Source organism: Serratia sp. (in: enterobacteria) (assembly GCF_046715635.1).
In the GTDB taxonomy this organism is placed as follows: domain Bacteria; phylum Pseudomonadota; class Gammaproteobacteria; order Enterobacterales; family Enterobacteriaceae; genus Chania.
Map to the genome: position 1 here is coordinate 1 of NZ_JBKJYW010000067.1, position 3,450 is coordinate 3,450.

Genomic DNA, 3,450 nt, shown 5'->3' on the forward strand with positions numbered 1-3,450 from the left:
AGCAAAAGGAAGGGAAGATGCCAGCGGAAAACGTTCTTGAAGTTCATCATCTTAGTAAACACGTTGGTCAGGGTGAGCATCAGCTTACCATCCTTACCGGAGTCGAGCTGGTTGTCAAACCCGCACAAACAATTGCGTTAATCGGCGAGTCGGGTTCGGGGAAATCAACCTTGCTGGGCATTCTTGCCGGACTGGACGACGGCAGCGAAGGGGAAGTTCGCCTATTGGGGGAATCGCTGACCGCGCTGGATGAAGAAGGGCGCGCTGCACTGCGGGCGAAAAACGTCGGTTTTGTGTTCCAGTCTTTCATGTTGGTCCCCACCTTAAACGCGTTGGAAAACGTTCAACTCCCCGCGCTGCTGCGTGGTGAAAGCGATCGTCAAAGCCGGGACCAAGCGGTGCAACTGCTGGAACAGCTGGGGCTAGGCAAGCGTCTTAGCCACCTGCCAGCGCAGCTTTCCGGCGGGGAGCAACAGCGTGTGGCGCTGGCACGTGCGTTCAGTGGTCGCCCTCGGGTGCTGTTTGCCGATGAACCCACCGGCAATCTGGATCGCCAGACCGGGGAGCGCATCGCCGATCTGCTATTTTCCCTCAACCGCGATTTCGCTACCACACTGATCCTGGTCACCCATGACGAGACGCTGGCGGCGCGTTGTCAGCGGCGGCTGCGCTTGCGTGAAGGCAAGCTGTGGGAGGAAGCATGATTTGGCGTTGGTTCTGGCGTGAATGGCGTTCGCCTTCGCTGCTGATCGTCTGGCTGGCGCTGACGCTGTCGGTCGCCTGCGTGCTGGCTCTGGGCAGCATCAGCGATCGTATGGACAAAGGTTTGAGCCAGCAAAGCCGCGACTTTATCGCCGGGGATCGGGTATTGCGTTCCGCGCGCCCGGTGCCGGAAGGCTGGTTGCTTGATGCCCAACAACAGGGGCTGAAAGTCAGCCGCCAGCTCTCTTTCACCACCATGACCTACGCGGGGGATCGTCCGCTGCTGGCCAACGTCAAGGCTACCGATGCGGCCTATCCGCTGTATGGGCAGTTGGAAACCCTGCCAGCCAATCTCAAACCCGTGCCGGGCAGCGTGCTGGTGGCTCCGCGCCTGTTGGCATTATTGGATATCAAGGTCGGTGACAATCTGGAGGTGGGGGATACCACCTTGCGCATCGCCGGTGAAATCGTGCAGGAGCCAGACTCCGGCTTCAATCCGTTCCAGACTGCGCCTGGCATCATCATCAACCTGGCGGATGTGGATAAAACCGGCGCGGTACAGCCGGGCAGTCGCCTGACCTACCGTTATATGTTCGCCGGTACTCCAGCCGATATTCAACGCTATGAGGATCGCCTCAAACCGCAGCTCAAACCCGATCAGCGCTGGTATGGGCTGGAGGAGTCCGGCAGCGCGCTAGGCAAATCGCTACAGCGTTCCCAACAGTTCCTGCTGCTTTCGGCGCTGCTGACCTTACTGCTGTCGATTGCCGCCGTAGCGGTGGCGATGAGCCACTATTGCCGTAGCCGCTATGACCTGATTGCGGTGCTGAAAACCCTGGGTGCTGGCAGAAAGGCACTCAGCAAGCTGATTATTGGCCAGTGGCTGGCGGTACTGCTGCTGGCGGGAGCCTGCGGCAGCGTGATTGGTCTGGGGTTTGAAGCGGTGCTGATCCGCTTGCTGGCACCGGTGTTGCCGGGGGAACTCCCCGCAGCTGGCGGCTGGCCGTGGCTGTGGGCGATGGGGGCGCTAGTCATGATTTCGCTGCTGGTGGGGCTACGTCCGTACCGGCAACTGCTGGCCACTCAGCCGCTGCGCGTTCTGCGTCGGGATGTGGTGGCTAACGTCTGGCCGCTCCGTTACTTCCTGCCAGCCACTGCGGTGATTGTGGTCGGACTGCTGACGGTATTGATGGGGGCAAGTACGCTACTGTGGGCCATTCTGGCCGGCATGGTGGTGCTGGCCTTGCTGCTGGGGGGGATTGGCTGGGGCAGCCTATTGCTGCTGCGCCGCATCACGCTGAAAAATCTGGCGCTGCGGTTGGCGGTGAATCGCCTGTTGCATCAGCCTTGGGTGACGGTAAGTCAGTTAGCGGCGTTCTCGCTGTCGTTTATGTTGCTGGCTCTGTTGCTGGTATTGCGTGGCGATCTGCTCGATCGCTGGCAACAGCAGTTACCGCCAGACAGCCCGAACTATTTCCTGCTGAATATGACTACGGCACAGGTTCCACAGGTGAAAGCCTTCTTGCAGCAGCATCAACTGCATGAGGAAACCTTCTATCCCATCGTGCGTGTACGCCTGGCGGAAATTAACCAGCAGGTGTCGACGGAGCGGGTGCACGAAGACGATCCCGGTGGCGAGGCGGTTAACCGTGAGCTGAATCTGACCTGGCAAAGCGACCTACCGGATCATAACCCGCTGACGGCGGGCTCCTGGCCGCCAAAAACCGGAGAGGTCTCGATGGATGAAGGGATTGCCGGCAGGCTCAAGATCAAGCTGGGCGATACCTTGACGTTCAGCGGCGATACCCAATCGTTCAGTGCCAAAGTGACCAGCCTGCGGCAGGTAGATTGGGAAAGCTTGAAGCCGAATTTCTACTTTATTTTCCCACCGGGTGCATTGGACAGCCAGCCGCAAACCTGGCTGACCAGCTTCCGCTATGACGGCGATGGCAAGGTGCTGACGCAGCTCAACCGCCAGTTCCCAACCCTGAGCCTGCTGGATATCGGTTCGATCCTCAAGCAGGTCGGCGGCGTGTTGCAGCAGGTGAGCAGGGCGCTGGAGGTGATGGTGGTGCTGGTGGTGATCTGCGGCGGTCTGCTGTTGCTGGCACAGGTACAGGTAGGGATGCGGCAGCGTAGGCAGGAACTGGTGGTTTACCGCACGCTGGGCGCGGGCAAACGCCTGCTGCGTGGCACGCTGTGGTGCGAGTTCGCCTTGCTGGGGCTGGTGGCCGGGATTGCGGCGGCGGTGGGGGCAGAAGCGGCGCTGTGGCTGTTGCAGACCAAAGTGTTCGATTTCCCGTGGGCACCTACCCCGGTGCTGTGGTGGGCGTTACCGCTGCTGAGTGCCTTGCTGCTTTCGCTGTGTGGTGGTTGGCTTGGTGTACGCCTGCTGCGCGGCCGGGCGTTGTTCCGCAGCTACGAAGGCTGAGCCCTCACCCCAACCCTCTCCCACAGGGAGAGGGAGCTGATTTGGAGCTGGCTTCAGGTGCGGGAGTCAATTTGTAGTTAAATCCCCAAATGCCAGCCCGCAGGGAGAGGGAGCTGTCCAGAGCGCATAAGTTATCCCGTGCAGCTTCGGCCAGTAAGAAGAAAGGCAGGGTATTACGCTGAGAAATCAACGAACTCGATCGGTCCCCTTGTATGTTTAAAGGTACTTTAATTACCCCCCCAAAGGTGGGTAGACTTTAACCGAGTAGTACCTGACGCCACAGCCCGATTCCCCTCTGGGACAACAAGCCCGCGGGA

The 3,450-nt window shown here is 60.0% G+C and carries 2 protein-coding genes; both read left to right on the forward strand.

What is annotated here, in order from left to right:
- Positions 1 to 17 precede the first annotated feature (17 nt).
- Positions 18 to 704: a putative ABC transporter ATP-binding protein YbbA gene (gene ybbA / locus ACLQ7H_RS03315; protein ID WP_411751440.1), complete on the forward strand. Its 687-nt coding sequence runs from the start codon at positions 18 to 20 to the stop codon at positions 702 to 704.
- Entirely contained in the window at positions 701 to 3,133 is a 2,433-nt protein-coding gene (gene ybbP / locus ACLQ7H_RS03320) for a putative ABC transporter permease subunit YbbP (protein WP_411751439.1), read from the forward strand. Before ybbA ends, ybbP begins: the two co-directional genes overlap by 4 nt.
- Positions 3,134 to 3,450: the final 317 nt, after the last annotated feature.